The sequence below is a fragment of the Sandarakinorhabdus limnophila DSM 17366 genome (assembly GCF_000420765.1).
In the GTDB taxonomy this organism is placed as follows: domain Bacteria; phylum Pseudomonadota; class Alphaproteobacteria; order Sphingomonadales; family Sphingomonadaceae; genus Sandarakinorhabdus; species Sandarakinorhabdus limnophila.
On the sequence record NZ_ATVO01000009.1, the window covers coordinates 137,199 to 154,768 of the forward strand.

Annotated in this window: 15 protein-coding genes; 6 read left to right on the plus strand and 9 right to left on the minus strand. The window is 63.0% G+C overall.

Features of this window, described 5'->3' with window-relative positions; translation table 11 throughout:
- Window positions 1-14: 14 nt before the first annotated feature.
- From dnaQ to G566_RS0112255, 5 genes are read right to left on the minus strand one after another with little or no spacing between them, the layout of a single operon-like run.
- The gene (dnaQ, locus tag G566_RS0112235; protein WP_022680961.1) at window positions 15-680 is read right to left on the minus strand and encodes a DNA polymerase III subunit epsilon; all 666 of its coding nucleotides are present in this window, start codon (window positions 678-680) and stop codon (window positions 15-17) included.
- Window positions 681-717: 37 nt separating this feature from the next.
- On the minus strand, window positions 718-1,302 hold the full coding sequence (coaE, locus tag G566_RS0112240) for a dephospho-CoA kinase (RefSeq protein WP_022680962.1): 585 nt from the start codon (window positions 1,300-1,302) through the stop codon (window positions 718-720).
- Entirely contained in the window at window positions 1,299-2,111 is an 813-nt protein-coding gene (gene aroE / locus G566_RS0112245; protein WP_022680963.1) for a shikimate dehydrogenase, read from the minus strand. The genes coaE and aroE overlap by 4 nt, the downstream gene beginning before the upstream one ends.
- A complete protein-coding gene (locus G566_RS0112250) occupies window positions 2,108-2,701 on the minus strand; it encodes a Maf family protein (protein ID WP_022680964.1) in 594 nt (197 codons plus the stop codon). The genes aroE and G566_RS0112250 overlap by 4 nt, the downstream gene beginning before the upstream one ends.
- Window positions 2,701-3,528, minus strand: coding sequence for a pyruvate, water dikinase regulatory protein (locus G566_RS0112255; RefSeq protein WP_022680965.1), 828 nt, complete (start codon window positions 3,526-3,528; stop codon window positions 2,701-2,703). The genes G566_RS0112250 and G566_RS0112255 overlap by 1 nt, the downstream gene beginning before the upstream one ends.
- 382 nt (window positions 3,529-3,910) lie before the next feature.
- Here G566_RS0112255 and hemE point away from each other — a divergent pair, with 382 nt between their 5' ends.
- The 4 genes from hemE to G566_RS0112275 are packed head-to-tail and all read left to right on the plus strand — an operon-like array spanning window position 3,911 to window position 8,225.
- Window positions 3,911-4,951 (plus strand): uroporphyrinogen decarboxylase, encoded by a 1,041-nt coding sequence (gene hemE, locus G566_RS0112260; protein WP_022680966.1) that lies wholly within the window; start codon window positions 3,911-3,913, stop codon window positions 4,949-4,951.
- 48 nt (window positions 4,952-4,999) lie between these two features.
- The gene (locus tag G566_RS0112265) at window positions 5,000-5,404 is read left to right on the plus strand and encodes a CopD family protein (protein WP_336433248.1); all 405 of its coding nucleotides are present in this window, start codon (window positions 5,000-5,002) and stop codon (window positions 5,402-5,404) included.
- On the plus strand, window positions 5,404-7,833 hold the full coding sequence (hrpB, locus tag G566_RS0112270; protein ID WP_022680968.1) for an ATP-dependent helicase HrpB: 2,430 nt from the start codon (window positions 5,404-5,406) through the stop codon (window positions 7,831-7,833). Before G566_RS0112265 ends, hrpB begins: the two co-directional genes overlap by 1 nt.
- Entirely contained in the window at window positions 7,830-8,225 is a 396-nt protein-coding gene (locus tag G566_RS0112275) for a nuclear transport factor 2 family protein (RefSeq protein ID WP_084706867.1), read from the plus strand. Before hrpB ends, G566_RS0112275 begins: the two co-directional genes overlap by 4 nt.
- On the opposite strand, the gene G566_RS0112280 is transcribed toward G566_RS0112275, so the two are convergent.
- Window positions 8,222-9,139 (minus strand): Vgb family protein, encoded by a 918-nt coding sequence (locus G566_RS0112280; RefSeq protein ID WP_029131633.1) that lies wholly within the window; start codon window positions 9,137-9,139, stop codon window positions 8,222-8,224. The genes G566_RS0112275 and G566_RS0112280 overlap by 4 nt on opposite strands.
- 8 nt (window positions 9,140-9,147) lie before the next feature.
- Window positions 9,148-10,011, minus strand: coding sequence for a sterol desaturase family protein (locus G566_RS0112285; RefSeq protein WP_029131634.1), 864 nt, complete (start codon window positions 10,009-10,011; stop codon window positions 9,148-9,150).
- Between the two features lie 605 nt (window positions 10,012-10,616).
- Here G566_RS0112285 and G566_RS0112290 point away from each other — a divergent pair.
- On the plus strand, window positions 10,617-13,190 hold the full coding sequence (locus G566_RS0112290; RefSeq protein ID WP_022680972.1) for a TonB-dependent receptor: 2,574 nt from the start codon (window positions 10,617-10,619) through the stop codon (window positions 13,188-13,190).
- Between the two features lie 23 nt (window positions 13,191-13,213).
- Window positions 13,214-15,049, plus strand: coding sequence for a phosphodiester glycosidase family protein (locus G566_RS14910; RefSeq protein ID WP_051136045.1), 1,836 nt, complete (start codon window positions 13,214-13,216; stop codon window positions 15,047-15,049).
- Between the two features lie 145 nt (window positions 15,050-15,194).
- On the opposite strand, the gene G566_RS0112305 is transcribed toward G566_RS14910, so the two are convergent.
- Window positions 15,195-15,920 carry a hypothetical protein gene (locus G566_RS0112305; protein ID WP_022680973.1) on the minus strand — a complete coding sequence of 242 codons (726 nt, stop codon included), beginning with the start codon at window positions 15,918-15,920 and terminating at the stop codon, window positions 15,195-15,197.
- 281 nt (window positions 15,921-16,201) lie between these two features.
- Window positions 16,202-17,337, minus strand: a protein-coding gene (locus G566_RS14415) for an IS3 family transposase (RefSeq protein WP_419185340.1) whose coding sequence is annotated in 2 segments (ribosomal slippage) — window positions 16,202-17,085 and window positions 17,085-17,337 — 1,137 coding nt in all. Because the reading frame shifts where the segments join, the coding sequence is not laid out codon by codon here.
- Between the last annotated feature and the right edge of the window lie 233 nt (window positions 17,338-17,570).

A 17,570-nucleotide genomic window follows, 5' to 3' on the forward strand; every position in this document is an offset into this window, starting at 1 on the left:
CACCGTCAATGGTGTCACGACAGCCAGAGCGGGTCCTTCAGGCCGGCCACGAAACTGGCATGCCGCGCCAGCTCCTCCTCGCTGGCATTGTGGGCCCGTGCGGCCAGACTCACCCGCTCGTAAGGAGTGTCGTCCCCAGCCGTGTCGGTTGCAAGGTCGAATCCGATCTGCCGGCCTCCGGTCAACTCGATATAGACACGGGCGAGCAGTTCAGCATCGAGGAGTGCGCCATGCTTGGTGCGTGCTGAAAGATCAATGCCATAGCGGGTGCACAGCGCATCCAGCGTGTGCTTGGCACCCGGGTTGGCCTTGCGGCTGATCTCCAGCGTGTCGATGGCGCGGGTCATCGGGACGATCGGCATCCCGGCACGCTTCAGTTCCCAGTTGAGGAACTCCATGTCGAAGGCGGCATTGTGGGCGACCAGCGGCGCATCGCCGATAAATTCCAGGAAGCCATCGACCACCTGTTCAAAGATGGGCTGCCCGGTGAGAAAGTCGCTCGATAGCCCATGCACGCGCTCCGCATCTTTGGGCATTGGCCGCTGCGGATCGACATAGGTGTGGAAGGTGCGGCCCGTCACCATGCGGTTGATCATCTCCACCGCACCGATCTCGACGATTCGATGGCCATCCCCTGGCATGATGCCGGTGGTTTCCGTGTCCCAGACGATTTCGCGCATGGGCCCCATGTAGCGATTGGACGGCGCGGGGCAAGCCTTAGAGGCCATCAACCAGCTGTTTCACTTCCAGCCAAGTCTCACGCCGGCCGCGCCCGGTTTCGATCACCACATCCGCCAGTGCGCGCTTTTCGCGATCCGGCATCTGGCCTTTCAATATGCCGGCGAATTTTTGCGGGGTCATCCCCGGCCGGGCCAGCACGCGGGCGCGCTGAACGCGATAAGGCGCGGAAACCACCACCGTCATGTGGCAGCGCCGCCAGCCGCCCTTCTCAAACAGCAAGGGCACATCCAGCACGATGGCGGGCTTCAAGCGGTGCGCGCCCAGGAATTCGCTCTGCGCCTCGGCCACCAACGGGTGGAGGATCCGTTCCAACGCGCGAAGTTTGGTGTGATCGCCGAACACGGCGGCGCCGAGTTTCACGCGGTGCAGGCCGCCATCATGCGTTGTTCCGGGAAACAGATCCTCAATCGCCGCCAGCGCCCGCCCGCCCGGGCCCTGGACGCGCCGCACTTCCGCATCGGCATCGAACACCGGCACGCCCAGCTTGCGAAACATCGCGGCCACGGTGGATTTGCCCATGCCGATGGAACCGGTGAGGCCAATGATGATGGTGCGGCTCATTTGGTCAGCATGGCTCGCAGTTCGCCATCATAGCGACGTGGCGGATCGGCCCCGTAAAACAAACGGAATGCCTCGGCCGCCTGGCCAATAAGCATGTCGAGCCCATCGATGGTGATCAGGCCACGCGCATGGGCAGCGGCCAGCAACGGCGTTTCCAACGGCACATAGACGGCATCGAAGACAACGGCATCCGCAGGCAACGCTGAAAGATTGATCTTGAGCTCTGGCTGGCCCGCCATCCCCAGCGTAGTGGCGTTGAACACCAGCCCGGTATCGGCAGGCGGCACATCGCCCATCGCCATCACGCCGCCCGGCAATCCGGATGCGGCCAGTAAGGCGCCTGCCGCATTATAGTTGCGCGCCATCACCCACAGGGCCGAAGCGCCGCTGTCGCGCGCAGCGGCGGCAGCAGCCCGTGCCGCGCCACCACTGCCAATCACCAGCACCGGGCGCCCGGCCATGATCGCGCCAGCCGGACCGATGATCCCGGCGGCATCGGTGTTATGCCCGATCAGGCGGTGATCATTGCCGACCACGATGGTGTTGACCGCGCCCACCGCCACCGCTTCTGGCGCCAAGTCATCCAAGTGCGCCATCACCGCCAACTTGTGCGGCACCGTCACGTTCACACCGCGCAAGCCCATGACGGGTAGGGCGCGCACGAACGTGCCCAGCTGTTCAGGCCGCACCGGAAAGCGGCTGTAATCACCATCGAGGCCCAGCTTGCCAAGCCAGAAGCGATGAATCAGCGGCGATTTCGAATGGCTGATCGGCCAGCCGGTCACGCCGGCAACGGCAGGTTCCCTCATGCGGCCAGCACTCCCCTGACCCGCAGATAATCCAGAACGGCAAGCAGGGGGAGACCACGAATCACGAACTGATCACCATCAATGCGGGTGAACAGCTGCGCGCCCAGCGCTTCGATGCGATAACAACCAACACAGCCGAGCACGGCATCGCCTTCTGCATCCAGATAGGCGCTGATGAAGTCATCACTCAGTCGCCGCATCGTTAGCTTCGCCGCGCCGGCGCTGCGCCACACGGGCTTGCCGGCCTCGGATATGACCGCGGCGGAAATCAGCCGATGGGTGGTGCCGGCGAGCTGGCGCAACTGCACCTCGGCGCGCGGACGGGTTTCCGGCTTGGCGATCATGGCGCCGTCGGCAGTGACCACCACGCTGTCTGCCCCCAGCACCAGCGCGCCGGGGTGCTGGCGGCTGATCTTCAACGCCTTCACTTCGGCGAGCGCATCGGCAATGCGTTCGGGGCTGGCCTGTTCCGCCACAAGCCCTGCCGTGATCGCCTCTTCATCGACATGGGCCGGCAAGGCTTCGTGCGTCACGCCGGCTGCGTGCAACATTGACCGCCGCGCGGCTGACTGGCTGGCCAGCACCAGCATTATGCTTGTTTCTCCAACCGCGCTTGGTGCAGGTTGATGATGGCCGCCGCTGTCTCTTCGATGCTGCGACGGGTGACGTCGATCACCGGAATATCATGATCAGCAAACAGCCGGCGAGCAAAGGCGACCTCGGCCTCGATCCGCTCGACATCGACATAGTCTGTGTCTGGCGTCTGGCCCAGGGTAAGCAGCCGGTTGCGGCGGATGGATTGCAGCCGGTCGGGCGCCGTGGTCAGGCCAACCAGAAGCGGGCCTTTGACCGTCCACACGTGTGGCGCCGGCGGTGATTGCGGCACCAGCGGGATATTGGCCGTCTTGTAGCCGCGGTTGGCCAGGTAGATTGAGGTGGGCGTTTTCGAGGTGCGTGACACGCCCAGCAAGAGGATATCGGCCTCTTCCAGCTCCTCGAGGCCGGTCTGGGCGCCATCATCATGCACCATCGTGTAGTTGATGGCATCGACCCGGCGGAAATAGGCCTGATCCATCACATGCTGGCGCCCCGGCCGGCGCGTGGCCGCCTGGCCGAGCAGTTCCGACAGCGCCGAGATGGTGGGATCGAGCGGCGACACCATCGGCAGGCCCAGCGTGGCACAGCGCATTTCCAGCCGATCCCGCACCACCCCGCCGACCAGCGTGTAAATGACCAGCCCCGGCTTTTTCGCCACTTCCTCGATGATGCGATCAAGATGGCCTTCGCTGCGCACCATAGGCCAGAAATGCTTCACGGCCTGCGCGCCCTCGAATCGGGCCAGGCTGGCCTTGGCCACCGATTCCAGCGTTTCGCCGGTGGAATCACTGATCAGATGCAGGTGCAGCACGTCTGGCATGGTCACACCTGACCTTGCCGGCAAAAATTGCCGCCCATGACTCTGTGGATAAGCATCAGGGCAAAGCGTTAACGCTGCTGTGGAGCATCCGGCAAGCGCCAATTCCACGGAACCGCTCCGCGACCGCGGGCGGTTTCATCAGGCTGGGAACATATGCACAGCCAGGCCTGTGGAAAACGGGGATGAACGCTGCGACTCGCACGATTCCGGCGAGTCGTTGAGATCCGGCCCTGTGGACCAACCGGTTGAACCGATTTTATCCCCACGATTCCGCCCCCTACTACTACCAGCAATTTCTAAGTTTATTTTTAGATCTGGTTGAAAGGCGGCAGGGCGCGCTGCGGGCTTGACCAGGGCAACGGGGCACAGGCAAGGAGGCGTCATGGCTGATCAACCTCATCAGGATCCCCCTCTACTCGCCGTGCTGAAGGGCGAACGTCGCGACCCCCCGCCGGTCTGGCTGATGCGACAGGCTGGGCGCTATCTGCCGGAATATCGCGCCTTGCGGGCCGAAAAGGGCGGCTTCCTCGAATTGGTTTACGACAGCGATGCCGCGGCCGAGATCACCATCCAGCCGCTCAAGCGCTTTGGCATGGATGGTGCCATCCTGTTTTCCGACATCCTGATCGTCCCTCACGCCATGGGCCAAGGCCTCAGCTTCGGCCCCGGCGAAGGCCCGCAGCTGACTCCGGCGCTGCATGATGGCGATTTTTCCCAGCTTGAGCCCAATCCGCTGCACTTCGCCAAGATCTATGAAACCGTCGCCAAGGTGCGCAAGGCCATTGATCCGTCGGTGACGATGCTGGGCTTTGCCGGCAGCCCATGGACCATCGCGACATACATGGTGGCAGGCCATGGCAGCAAGGATCAGGCAGAAACCCGCCGTCTGGCGTACAAGGATCCAGCACGCTTCCAGGCGTTGATTGATCGCATCGTCGCAGTGACAGTGGATTATCTGTCGGGCCAGATTGAAGCCGGCGCACAGGCCATCCAGTTGTTTGACAGCTGGGCCGGTACGCTTTCGCCGGCGCAGTTTGAACGTTGGGTGATTGCGCCCAATGCCGATATCGTTGGCCGCCTGATGGTGCGCCATCCCGATGTGCCGATCATCGGTTTCCCCAAGGGTGCCGGCGCCAAGCTTGCAGCCTATGCTGCCGAAACCGGCGTAGATGCCGTGGGCCTGGATGAAACCGTTGATCCGGTCTGGGCTGACTCCATGCTACCGCCCGGCATGCCGGTGCAGGGCAATCTCGATCCGTTGGCGCTGATTACTGGCGGCGAAGCGCTGGAACAGGCCGTGACGCGCATCCGCCACGCGCTGTCTGGTCGCCCGCACATCTTCAACCTTGGCCATGGCATCTTGCAGGACACGCCGATCGAGCATGTCGAGCATCTCTTTGCGCTGCTGAAGAAGCCGCTCTGAACCATGACTGAATGGGGCGTCGGCTGGCTGGGCGAAGCCTATCTGTGGGTGAAGGCACTGCACGTCGCCTTCGTCATCTTTTGGATGGCCGGCTTGTTTATGATTCCGCGCTTTCTGGTCTATTGGCACCCGGTCGAACCTGCTGCACCAGAATCCGCTCTTTGGGATGAACGCTGCCGCCGCTTGCGCGGCATCATCCTGTCACCTGCTATGGTGGTGAGCTGGCTTGCCGGGCTGTCGCTGGGCGTTCATCTTGGCTGGCCGCTGTGGCTGGTGGTGAAATTCGGTTTTGTTTGTCTGCTGACCTGGTTTCACCATTGGAGTGTGGTTATGGCAAAGCTTTTTGCCGCTGGCGAACGCCCGGTGACCGAAAAGCGGCTGCGGCTCATGAATGAGATTCCCTCGCTGGTCACGCTGGCTGTGGCGGTGCTGGTGATCGTCAAACCCTTCTGATGCTGCCGGTGCTCGCCGTGCTGCCGCAGCTGCAGGCGGCGCTGGCCGGCAATCAGCCTGTGGCGCTGGTGGCGCCGCCCGGTGCAGGCAAGACGACCGCGGTGCCGCCCGCGCTGCTCGGTGAAAAGTGGGCCAGCGCTGGCAAGCTCATCCTGCTTTCTCCCCGACGTCTTGCCGCCCGCGCCGCGGCCGAGCGCATGGCCGAGCAGTTGGGGGAGCCGGTTGGTCAGACCATTGGCTATCGAACCCGGCTGGATGCGCGCACGTCGGCTGCCACCCGCATTGAGGTGGTGACCGAAGGCATTTTCACCCGCATGTTGGTCAGCGATCCCGAACTGGCCGGTGTGGCCGGTGTCTTGTTCGACGAAGTCCATGAACGCAGCCTCGACTCCGATTTTGCGCTCGCACTGACATTGGAAGCTCGCGCAGCGTTGCGACCTGATCTGCGTCTGTTGCTGATGTCGGCCACGCTGGATGTGGCCGGATTCGCCACCATCATTCCGGGACTTGTCCAAGTTGAATCGCAAGGCCGGATGTTTCCGGTCGAACTGCGCTACGTCGGTCGCAATTCCGCTGAACGACTGGAAGACGCCATGGCCAGCGCTATCCGCGGCGCACTGGTCAGCGAAACCAGCTCCATCCTCGCCTTCCTGCCTGGTGTTGCCGAGATTGAGCGCACCGCCGAGCGCCTGGAAGCGCGGCTGCCCGCCGATACTGATCTGTTCCGTCTGCACGGTGCCCGCGAAGCCAGTGACCAGCGTGCCGCCATTGCGCCGCCACCGCCTGGCCGTCGCAAGATCGTGCTGGCGACCAGCATTGCAGAGACGAGCATCACCATCGATGGTGTGCGGGTCGTGATCGATTCCGGCCTGTCGCGCCGGCCGCAGCTCGATCGCAGTGTTGGTCTCTCCCGCCTGGTCACCGTGCGATCGAGTCAGGCGGCTGTGACCCAACGCGCCGGCCGCGCCGGGCGGACTGCACCAGGGGTGGCGATCCGGCTGTGGGAAGCCGCCGAAACACTGGGCCTGGTCCCCTTCGATCCGCCGGAAATCATGGAGGCTGATCTGGCTGGACTGGTGCTGGATTGCGCCCGCTGGGGTGTGCCTGATCCGGCCAGTCTGCCCTGGCGGGACCCACCGCCGGCAGCAGCCGTGACCGAAGCGCAAGGCCGGCTACGGGCTATGACGGCGATTGATGAGACCGGTCGCGTAACGCCCCATGGCGAACGTTTGGCGGCGCTGCCAATGGCACCGGAACAGGCAAACATGTTGGTGATAGCGGCACAGCGCGGCCACGGCTTGCTCGCTGCCCGCATCGCTGTGTTGATGGGTGAGCGGGGACTGGGTGGGCGCAGTGATGACATTGAGCAGCGGCTCGCAGGCTGGGCGCGCGAACGCGGCCAGCGCGCCGAAGCTGCGCGCAAGTTGGCGCAGCGTTGGGCCAGAGGGGTGGGCGCAACAGAGACTGATATCAGCATTGAATCTGCCGGCGAAGTGTTGGCCTTGGGCTATCCCGACCGGGTAGCAAGACGCCGGGGTAACGCATTCCTGATGGCCAATGGCCGCGCCGTCGCACCACCCCCGGTCTCGCCGTTGGCGCGCTGCGACTGGATCGTCGTGGGCGATGCCAGCGGCAGCGCGGCGGGCGCACGGCTGCTGTTGGGCTCGCCGCTGCACGGCGACGTCGAGAAGATTCTGGCGAGCCGCATCGAGAATCGGGCGGTGTTTGCCTTTGATCCGGTGACCAGCGGCGTGACGGCGGAAACCCAACGCCGGCTCGGCGCCATCACGTTGGCCCGCCAGCCGGTCGAGCGACCCGATGCTGCCAAAATTCGCGCTGTCCTGCTCGATGCCGTAGCGGAATGCGGACTTGGCCAGTTGCCTTGGGGAGATGCCGCCACTGCGTTGCGCGCCCGTCTTGCCTTTGCGGCTGCCCACGGCCTTGATCTGCCGGCCAGCGACGATGTTGCCTTGCTGGCCAGCCGTGCCGATTGGCTGGCGCCGCTGCTTGGTCGCCGCTTGGCTGACCTGCAGGATGTCGCGTTGGCCGAAGCGCTGTTGAACCGGCTCGACTGGAGCCAGCGCCAGCGGCTCGACACGTTTGCGCCCGGTCGCTTTACCACCCCGGCGGGCAGCAGCCATGCCATTGATTATGCAGCCGATGGTGGCCCGGCGGTGGACATGCGGGTTCAGGCGCTGTTCGGTCTCGCCCGTCATCCCATGGTCGCTGATGGCCGAGTGCCACTCACGCTGCGGCTCACCTCGCCGGCAGGCCGGCCGATCCAGGTAACCAAGGATCTGCCGGGCTTCTGGACCGGCAGCTGGGCGGAGGTGAAGAAGGATTTGAAGGGCCGTTATCCCAAGCATCCCTGGCCGGACAATCCGCTGGACGCACCGCCAACACTACGGGCAAAACGGCCTGGACAATGAGGGACATGGGTATGGACAATGCCGCGATCGCCAGCGCTCTGTTTGCAGCGCTGGCTGCAGATGATGCCGCAACGGTACGTCGCCTGTGCGCGGCGGATTTCACGCTGGTACAGAACGGCGGCGCACCGATAGGTCTTGAACAGCTGCTGCGCTTCAATGCGGCCGTGCACCGGGTGGCTCCTGGCTTTGGTTACAGTGAGGCCTTCTGCTCGTCGACAACCAGCGGCTTTGTCGAGGAGCATGTGGCTGGCGGCACAATGGCTGATGGGAATGTGCTGCGTCTTACGTTGTGCGTTGTCGCCGATGTGACCGGCGGGCGCGTGACTCAGGTCAGGGAATATTTCGACAGTGCGGCAGCCGCACCCTTGGTGACGGCGCTTTCAAAGGGTTAAGGGCTCAATCGGGCGGGATCAGGCCACCACGACAGGCTTTGCCGGTCATGCGCCGATGTCCACACGCCCGTTGGCGTGTATCGGACCGCGCCGCTGCCGGTGACGGCGCCAAGGCGAATGCGGATGGCCAATGTTGCCGCATCAATCACCACCAGCGACTGCCCGGCCGTGGTCCTGAGCCAGATCTTGCCGCCGCCCGTATCAATGTCACCATAGTTGAGACTGGTATCGACCTTGATCCTGCCACTGACTGTTACGCGTGCCGGATCGACACGGGCGACGGTGCCATCGGCTTGTTCCTGGACCCACACAGCGCCTTCGCCAGCCACCAGAAAACCGGGTTGGCGGCCCAGCCGTGTGTGGCCAATTACGCGATTGGTGGCCGGATCAATCTTCTGGATGAGATTCTTCGAGCCACTGACCGCCCAGAGCGCCCCATGGCCAAAGGCGAGATAATTGCTGCCAGGTGCCACGGTGATCCGCGCGTTCACCCGGCATAGCGCCGGATCGATACGCGAAATCACACCACTGGCGGCGCTGGCCAGCCACACTGACCCTGCCCCTGCCACCACGTTCATCTCGCCATCGGCAGCGGCAATTCCGGTGGCGATCACGGCGGTAACGCGGGCTGTGCGCCGGTCGATGCGGCTCAATGTCTTGTCGTCACAATCTGCCACCCACAGGGCATCAGCTGTCAGGGCCATGGTGCCGCACGGGTGGCGCATCGATACCGTCGCCAGCTTGCCGCGGCGCGACCAGCGCTCAACCCGGCCCTTGTTAGTCACCCATACGCTGTTGCCATCAATGGTCAGGAAATCGGCGAAACCGGGAACGGGGATAAGCTGTTCGACAGGAGCAGCTGCCAGCAGGGCAAATGCGGCTGGAATTAATACGGCAAGGCGCAAGTGGGGCACGGCAGGGATCAGGCGCCTTTGGCCTTCCAGCGGCTGATCAGCGGCCGGAAGGGGAACAGGAACTGCTCGGCAATCGTCAGCCGCCGTCGTTCATCTTGGCCAACCACGGCGGATTCGCCTTCGCGATAAGTGCCAAAAATGCGATCATACAGGATCAGCACATTGCCATAGTTGCAGCGCGTGTCTTCATAGCTGAGCGCGGTGTGATGCAGGCTGTGATGGCGGATGGTGGTGAAGAAGAAACTGTACCACCCCGGCGGATCGGAGCGCACGTTGGCGTGGGCAAAGGTCGAAATGGCGGTGCCCAGCGAGGCGGAGGCAAAGATGGCCGCCTTGTCGAAATCGAACAGGGCGATGACGCTGAGCGAAATCAGGAACAGCTCTATCGGATTGCCGACATAGCCCTTGGCCGCGTTCAATTGGGTGATGTGGTGATGCGGCGCGTGGGTGGACCAGAACAGCGCATTGTTGTGCATCAGCCGATGCATCCAATATTGCCCGAATTCAAACAGAGCCATGACCATGAAGGTCTGCACGAGAAATGGCAGCGATTTCAGCCACGGTGACGTCAGACCCAGCGCTTCCTTGGCGTTACGCAACGGACCTTCCGCGAACGTATCGGTCATCCAGCTGATCGCGGTAAAGCCCAGCACGACATAAAACAGATCCGTGGCCAGTTCACGCCAGTTGATGCGCCAGCCTTCGTGCCGTTCGAACCGCAATTCGAGCAGTTGCACGAAGAGCACCACTGTCACGATCACGATGACCAGGGTGGCCCTGTTGTCGATCAATGCAGCGGGTGCATTGCCCCAGAACAACAGAAGTGCGGTTACCGTGACCGGCGGCAGCAGGTTCAACAGTCCCTGCCTCATGATATCATCCCCCAGGCGACACTCAGTTCGGCCGATGACATGACCGGTTGACGTCGCAACATCCAGAGCTGCCAATGTCCGAAGTACATCATGTCTGGCTACATCTGGCAATGGCGGGGCTGGTGGGCGGTACCGCGCCGAAAAATGGTGCACCCGACAGAACGAAACGGATAACGTCTATGTAATTGATTTATATATGATTTAATGAATTCTGTGTCCGTCGTCAGAACATTTGGCACAGATCGCGGTGCAGGTTAGCGGATTGCGGGCCTCGTCTGGGGGTTGGTTTTAGGCGGCGAGCTTGCGATGAATGTCGCGATCTTCCTTGGTCAGTGGATCCATCCTTCTGGCTGCCAGTCAGCAGCATGAAAGATGTCCCGCAAGTCCTTACAGTCCTACAACATCCAGCGCGCCTAGGCCTATGGCACGTTCAAGTTCCTGTTCAACGCGCTGCATTACGGCGGTGCAGACCGCTGAGGCGGCCAGCGCCAGTTTTCACAATAATTTCACTGAACTGACCCAGGGGCGGGATGCGCGGCCATTAGAAGGACTATTGGCATGGTGGCCATCCACCAGCGCAGCAACTGACAGGCGGGGACCAGATCATGACCATGCAATGCGCTCAGGCGCGGCTGCGGACCGGCGCGGCCATCATCGCGGCGCTGGCGGCCGTGGCTTATCCGGCGGCGACGATGGCCCAATCGGCCGGGCAAGCCGCCGCTGCGGCCACAACCGCAGAAGAAATCGTCGTCACCGGCTTTCGCGCCCAGAACCGGCTGGCCATTGATGCCAAGCGCCAATCAGAAATCATCGCTGACTTCCTGAAATCCGACGATATCGGCCAGCAGCCGGATTACAACATCGCCGACAGTTTCCGCCGCCTGCCCGGCGTGCAGACGGTGTTCGACGAAGATGAAGGCCGCTACATCGCCGTGCGCGGGCTCAACCCCAGCTACACGATCGGCAGCCTGGATGGCGGCACCATGGCGACCGCCGAACGCGGCAACCGCCAGCTCAATCTGGAAGCCATCCCGTCCACCGCCGTGTCCAGCCTGGAAGTGCTGAAATCGCGCACCCCCGATATCGAAGGCAATGCCATCGGCGGTTCGATCAACCTTGTCACCCGTTCGGCCTTCGACAAGCCGGGCCTGTATCTGTTCGGCAGTGCGCTGCTGGGCATTTCGGATTCGCAAGGCGTGCCCGGCAAGGGCTTTGGCCGCAGCAGCGATGACGGCCCGAATGTCCGCGCTGACGTGACGCTAAGCACGCGCTTCGGCGCCGACGACATGTTCGGCATCATGGTGTCGGGCAGCTTCAGCCGCAAGCGCCGCGATCAGGAACGCCTGTTGCCGCAGTCCGTGCCGGTCACCACCACCGCCACCCCGGCGCCGGCCGGAGCGGGCACCAATCTCCTTTGGTCCACCTATCCCAACTCGGTCGATCGCTATGGCGGCACGGTCAAGCTGGAAACGCGCCCGGCGCCAGGTGTCGAGGCCTTTGTCGCCTACACTTATTTCGCGCAGGATGATCAGGAACTGCGCCATTCGCTGCAACTGCTCAACACCGCGGCCGGCAGCTTCGTGCGCTTCAACGATTTCCCGATCCGCAAGCCGCTGCAAAATGGTCAGGCCGGACTGCGCTGGGATGGCGACAACGGACATCATCTGAAGCTGCGCGGGTCGTGGTCGGAAGCCACCTTCCTGGAACCGTCGAACGAGCTGGTGTTCAACCTGATCGCGCCAGCCGCGACCTTCGATCTGGCGCTCGATGGCGTCAATCCGGCCTTGAGCAACGTAACGCCGCGCGTCGCCGATCCTGGGCAGTATCGCTTCACCCAGTATCGGCCGTACGAGGATGATTCGACCGACACGGTGAAGGAAGCCCAACTGGATTATGGCTGGAACAACCAGCGCGGCGACGAGGGCATCGGCTTTGGCAGCGGTGCCAAATTCCGCCGCACGGCGCGCGACAATCAACGCACGCAAACCTTCTTCAACCCGGCCACCGGCGTCGATTTGCGCCTGACGCCGTTCGATCAGGGCGTGCAATATCAGCCGATCCTCGCCAGTTTCAATCAGATATTCATCGATTTCCAGAAGTTCCAGGATTTCTTCATCGCCAATCCCACCAGCTTCACCCGCGACGCGGTGAACACCAATCGCCAATCAATCGGCGGCGACTGGCGCTTCCAGGAAGATGTCGGCGCCGGCTATGCCTTGCTGCGCCACCACGGCCCGCGCTACAATCTCATCGTCGGTTTGCGCTATGAAAACACCAACGTCGAAACCCGCGGGATCCAGCGCCGCGCCGTGGCCGGTGTCGATCAATTCACCCCGGTGGCGCGCGCCAATCGTTATGATGATTGGCTGCTGTCGGCCACCGGTTACTATGATCTGGCCACCGGCTTGCGGCTGCGCGGCGCCTTCTTCCAGGCGGTCGGCCGCCCCAATCCCAACCAGGTTGCTGGCCAGGAACTGATCAACGCCGATGAATCGATCAGCCGTTCCAACCCCGATCTGGCACCGCGCCGCGCCGACAGTGTCGAAGGCGCGCTGGAATATTATCTGCCGAATGATCTTGGCATCCTGTCGATCGGCGGCTTCAAGAAATGGGTGCAGGGCGAGATTTACACCTTCTCCGCCAACGAACTGGTCGACGGCGTCAACCGCGTCGTCAACCAGCCGCGCAACGCCGAAGGCGCCACCATCGCCGGCCTGGAAGCCAATGTCGTGCTGAACCGGCTGGCGTTCCTGCCGAGTCCGCTGGCGGATATCGGCATCTCCGGCAATATCACCGTGCTGGAAGGCCGCATCGCCATCACTAACGGCCCGGTGCGCCGCGAGCTCGATGAACTGCCCGGTCAGGCCCGCTTCCTTGCCAATGCCGCGGTGTTTTATGAACATGGTGCGGTGCGTGCCCGCCTCACCTATTCGCATGTCAGCCGCTTCCGCAGCACTGTCAACGCCGCCACCCCGGCGTCGGATCAGACCACCGCGCCCTATAATCAGCTGGATTTCCAGGCGCGCGTGAAGTTGGGCCGCCAGGTAGAAATCATCGCCGAAGCCCGCAACCTCACCAACGCCGCCAGACTGGTGCTGACCGGCCCCGATCAGAATATCGCCCGCGACATCAACCGCTTTGGCCGGCAATTCTGGCTGGGTGCCGCATTCACCATGTAATTGGGCCCGATGTAAGGATTTCCATGCTCATAACCTTGGCTTTTGCCCTGCAAGTGGCAGCCGCGCAGCCCGAAACCACCCAGCCAACCGGCCCGGTGGGGGCAGAAGCCTGTGTGGCCAGCGCGGCACCCTGCCTGATCGCGCCGGGCACGCGCTATCGCATGATCCGGCAGGCTGGCGACAAGCCGCTGGTGGTGCATGTCGCCGAAATCGATCTCGCCACACCGGGGCTTGCCGTGCGCACCACGCCGCCGGATCGCAGCGCGGGCCTTGAATATCGCGCGCAAACCACAAGCCAGTATGTGGCCCGCAGCGGCGCCGTGCTGGCAGTGAACGCCAGTTATTTCCTGCCGTTCGTCGGCGGCAGCCGCGGCGGCAATGATTTCGTGCCGCCGGCCGGCGGTGCCGCAGCGGCATCGGGCGCGGTGCTGTCCGGCGGCGCGCTGACCTCACCGGCCGACGACATCGACGCCCGGGTTGATGGCATGGCCTGTTTCGGCGCCGGCCGCGCACAAATCGTGCCGAGCCAAAGCTGCCCGCATAGCTTTGCCGAAGGCGTCGCCGCCGGCCCGCGCCTGATCGCCGCCGGCAAGGTGCTGCCGCGCCCGCGCCTCGGCCCCGATGGCCCGTTCCGCGGCGCCACGCGGCCGGCCGAGCCGGCGCCCGCAGTTGCAGCCGCGGCCGGCGCCGCAGCCGGCGGCGGCCCGCGCACCGCGCTGGGCATCGATGCCACCGGCACCAAATTGTGGATAGTCGTTGCCGACGGCCGCCAGCCGGACTGGAGCATGGGCCTCGGCCACGAAGCGCTGATCGATCTGTTCCGCAAGCTCGGCGCCAGCGATGCCATCAGCCTAGATGGCGGCGGCTCGGCCACCATGGCGGCGCGCGGGCCCGCCGGGCCGCTGCTGCTCAGCCGGCCGATCCACACCGGCGTGCCGGGGCGCGAACGCCCCGTGGCCAATCATGTCGGCGTGTTCGTGGATGGCATCAGCGGTCGCCCGGACGGCGTGATGTCGGCGCTGGCCAAACGTCCGGTCACCCAGTTGAAGGCCAGCCTTGAACGCATCTACACCGCGCAGGAAGCCCGCCAGGGCGTCGCCGCCGATGCCAGCTATTTCTATGCCATCGTCAACACTGTGATCGGCAAATATGCCCGTGACACCGGCAAGCTGGTGGCGCGCTGGGCTGGGCCGCGTGGTGGCTTCATCCGCCATCTCAACAGCTGCACCATCGTCCGCGCCGATCTGGTCTGCGCCCATAGCAACCACCCCGAAGTGCCGCACGCCTCGTCGGTGGAAATCTGGGACAGTACAACGCTCGCCCACAAGGCCAGCATCAGCCTGGGCAACCGCGACGAAGGCTCGCTGACCATCGTTGAGCCGATGACCGATGGCTGGTTGCTGGGTTTTGCGAATTATTCCGATGAAACCGGCGTGCCATTCAAGGGCCATGATTTCTCGCAGCTGATCGCTGTCGATGCCGAATGGCGCCGGCGTGAGGCCTGGGTGATCCCGCCGCCGATCCGCGCCCGCATGGCGCCGCAGGCGGCCTCCGGCGGCGCCATCGGCCCGGATGGCCTGCTCTATCTGTTCGGCCACACGCTGCCGGAACTTTATGTGCTGGCGCGGCCCGCGTTGGGGGCGGAACTCGTGCACGTCGCGACCATCGCGCTGGATGCCGCCGGCCAGGCCTTTGCCTTTGATCCTAGTGACCTAAAACGCATCTTCGCCATCGATCGCCCCACCGGCACGGTGCGCATCTTCACCCTGCCCGACCTCGGCCCGCTGCCCGCCGACACGCGCCGTTTCTCGCGGCTGTCCGTCACCAGAATATTTGGCTCGGATCGCGACCTAGATTAGCAGAGGGTCGGCCTCGTCTGACCGTTAATCTTAGGCCCCGAGCTCGCGGTGTTGCAAGCGCCGATGTTCGATGGTGATATGTACGATGCGGGCACGTCAAACGATACCGTTGATCATTAGGGCAAGAGCCAAACTTTGATTTTTGTCAGTGCTTCGTTTGCTGAGTGAGGTGCTGATCCGTGTCCAGCTTGAGCGCAGCAGCCCATAACGGGGTCTTGGTGAATATCTCGCGCTGTTCAAATCCGCGCTCAGTTCGATGTTCGAAAAGCAAGCCCACCCAGCACAAGGGACGTAAGACATGGGCGTAAAAGGCGAAGGCAATCTTGTAGCTGTGCCGCCGGAAGTCCGCCTCGTCGCCGCCATATAGCACGGAGCACAGCCGACCTTCGCTGGCTCCCATATCTGTTTCTACATTGATGACGTTCAAGAACACGTCCCAGTTTCCGAACGGGTGGTCATCAGAACGAAAATATTGGCGATGGTCGTGATGAAATAGCAAATGCCGGGCAAGCAGTGCCCATAGCTCACCGGGTTGTCCGCGCAACTCCCTGCCAAGATTGGTGATCTGCAATTTTCCCTTGTAATGCCGGGCGAGCTTGGTGGCGATCAATACGTCGTGCAGCACAAGCAAGGGCATGAAGTCCTGTTCGTTGAGGACCTTGTTCATTTCGAAAAGCTCAGCCGCCGTGTAGTGGGGCCACGCAAACTCCCGAGCCGCCCATTCGACGAAATGCCGCTTGAGCGCCTTCAATGGGGTCAAACCAATCGGCCCATGTTCCTCGATATAGCCCAGCGTCAGCAATGCAGCCTTGAGCAGCGGCGAATGCACAAGTGCCGGCTCTTCGTCAGCGATGCGCTTGTATTCAACCATTCGGGCATTTGTGGCCGCAATAGTGCGATTTGCCAAATTGGCTTGTGTCCCCAGTAGGAGGCGACGTCTCCTGCGCCATCGTCAAGGGCGACTGGGCGCTGAAATGGGACCGGTACTGGCAGGGCCATATCTGCAGATAACAAGCCCACACAACGTGCTGAACTCGCGGAAAGGTCCTCCTGCCACCTGCGCCACTGGCTATCCATCTGGGCAAAGCCCAGCCGTGGCGCATAAATTTCCGGGTTCATCTGACCTGACCCCCTGATTTCATCCAGCGGGGATTAGAGCCTGACCGCAGTTTGACCCTGTCCCAGTTTTGTATCCGGCCAGAATGAGAGATCTGGCGCTTCATCGGCCGGTGTCATGAACCCCAGTGACGTGTGAGGTCGGGTCTCATTGAAGTCCCATCGCCACGCCTCGAGTTTGGCCCGGGCGTCGTCCAGAGACAAGAACCAATGCGTGTTCAGGCATTCGTCCCGGAGCCGCCCGTTGAAGGATTCCACGAACGCGTTGTCCGTGGGCTTGCCAGGCCGACTGAAGTCCAAGGTCACCCGATTTATATATGCCCAATGGTCTAGGGCGCGGGAGATGAACTCCGGCCCATTGTCCACCCTGATCTTTGCAGGCGCACTGCCCCGCTCGAACAGCAACCGATCCATGACATCGACAACCTGTTCGCCCTTGATCCCCTGGTCAGCATGGATGGCAAGGCACTCCCGGGTGTAGGCATCAACCACCGTCAGGGCCCGGAACCGCTTGCCGTTGAACAGGGCGTCGGACACGAAGTCCATCGCCCAGATCTCGTTGGGCCGCTGCGCCAATGGGCGCTCGACCCTGCGCGCCGCCATCACGTGGCGCCGTGGACGCTTTGTGCGCAGGTTCAGCCCTTCCTCACGGTAGAGGCGACGCACACGCTTGTGGTTCACCGGCCAACCCTCCCGCCGTAGCAGGACGTGGATACGGCGGTAGCCGTAACGAATGCGGACCTCGGCAATCTCCTTGATCCGTTGCCGTAATGGCGCCTGGTCGGGCCGCACCGATCGGTAGCGGTGCGTTCGCCGGTCAAATCGCAGGGCAGCGCAGCCGCGGCGCTCGCTGACGCCAAACTGGTTCTGCACCCAATGGACGATCTCCCGACGCCGCCCAGGCGCTAAACTTTTTTTGCTAGCACCTCCTGGAGCATGGCTTTGTCGAGGCTGAGATCCGCCACAAGGCGCTTCAGCTTCTGGTTCTCCTCCTCAAGCTGGCGCATCTTGCGCAGCTCGGACGGCCCAAGGCCGCCATACAGCTGCTTCCAGCGGTAATAGGTCGCCTCGGATATCCCCATCTTCCGGCACACCTCAGCCACCGGTGTGCCAACCTCCGCCTGGCGAAGGGCAAACGCGATCTGCTCGCCTGTGAACTTCGACTTCTTCATCAGCAAAATCCTCCGCTCAAAGCAGCTTTGATTTTGCCAGATTCCTCTCATTCAAACCGGATACATTTTGTGGGACAGGGTCAAGTGGGCGAATACATCCATCTGACCAACGATGCCTCGAAGGGGCAGTCTGGTCGGATCATTCCGATCAACAAGCAGCTTCGGGCATCGCTGGTGGAGCTTCTTGAGCAGGGACGTGGCAGCCCAACCGCCTACGTGATCAGGACTGAACG

What these genes read in the sequence shown, in the direction of transcription:
- dnaQ (WP_022680961.1), bottom strand. Translation starts at nt 680, where the DNA reads ATGCGCGAAATCGTCTGGGACACGGAAACCACCGGCATCATGCCAGGG.
- coaE (WP_022680962.1), bottom strand. Translation starts at nt 1,302, where the DNA reads ATGAGCCGCACCATCATCATTGGCCTCACCGGTTCCATCGGCATGGGC.
- aroE (WP_022680963.1), bottom strand. Translation starts at nt 2,111, where the DNA reads ATGAGGGAACCTGCCGTTGCCGGCGTGACCGGCTGGCCGATCAGCCAT.
- G566_RS0112250 (WP_022680964.1), bottom strand. Translation starts at nt 2,701, where the DNA reads ATGCTGGTGCTGGCCAGCCAGTCAGCCGCGCGGCGGTCAATGTTGCAC.
- G566_RS0112255 (WP_022680965.1), bottom strand. Translation starts at nt 3,528, where the DNA reads ATGCCAGACGTGCTGCACCTGCATCTGATCAGTGATTCCACCGGCGAA.
- hemE (WP_022680966.1), top strand. Translation starts at nt 3,911, where the DNA reads ATGGCTGATCAACCTCATCAGGATCCCCCTCTACTCGCCGTGCTGAAG.
- hrpB (WP_022680968.1), top strand. Translation starts at nt 5,404, where the DNA reads ATGCTGCCGGTGCTCGCCGTGCTGCCGCAGCTGCAGGCGGCGCTGGCC.
- G566_RS0112275 (WP_084706867.1), top strand. Translation starts at nt 7,830, where the DNA reads ATGAGGGACATGGGTATGGACAATGCCGCGATCGCCAGCGCTCTGTTT.
- G566_RS0112285 (WP_029131634.1), bottom strand. Translation starts at nt 10,011, where the DNA reads ATGAGGCAGGGACTGTTGAACCTGCTGCCGCCGGTCACGGTAACCGCA.
- G566_RS0112290 (WP_022680972.1), top strand. Translation starts at nt 10,617, where the DNA reads ATGACCATGCAATGCGCTCAGGCGCGGCTGCGGACCGGCGCGGCCATC.
- G566_RS14910 (WP_051136045.1), top strand. Translation starts at nt 13,214, where the DNA reads ATGCTCATAACCTTGGCTTTTGCCCTGCAAGTGGCAGCCGCGCAGCCC.
- G566_RS0112305 (WP_022680973.1), bottom strand. Translation starts at nt 15,920, where the DNA reads ATGGTTGAATACAAGCGCATCGCTGACGAAGAGCCGGCACTTGTGCAT.